Source organism: Photobacterium sp. SP02 (assembly GCF_038519165.1).
In the GTDB taxonomy this organism is placed as follows: Bacteria; Pseudomonadota; Gammaproteobacteria; order Enterobacterales; family Vibrionaceae; genus Photobacterium; species Photobacterium halotolerans.
The window spans coordinates 1-307 of the sequence record NZ_JASJOJ010000187.1 but is presented as its reverse complement, the minus strand read 5'-3'; the positions used below and the strand labels follow the sequence as shown (position 1 = coordinate 307).

Genomic DNA, 307 nt, shown 5'->3' with positions numbered 1-307 from the left:
GAAGGCGCTCCCCTGCTAAGGGAGTATACGGTTTATCCCGTATCGAGGGTTCGAATCCCTCCTTCACCGCCATTCTTTCTTCAGTGTGATAGCTGAAAGCAAGAAGTAAAGCCTGCGCGTCCGTAGCTCAGCTGGATAGAGTACCTGGCTACGAACCAGGCGGTCGGAGGTTCGAATCCTCCCGGACGCGCCATTATTTAAATCGCAATGTCAGACATTGTGAAAACACAAGTTTCTGCGCGCTCGTAGCTCAGCTGGATAGAGTACCTGGCTACGAACCAGGCGGTCGGAGGTTCGAATCCTCCCG

General features: G+C 53.7%; 1 tRNA gene. It reads left to right on the top strand.

Annotated elements, in window-relative coordinates:
* Window positions 1-116 precede the first annotated feature (116 nt).
* Window positions 117-193 (top strand) — tRNA-Arg (locus P0Y67_RS22935).
* Window positions 194-307 lie beyond the last annotated feature (114 nt).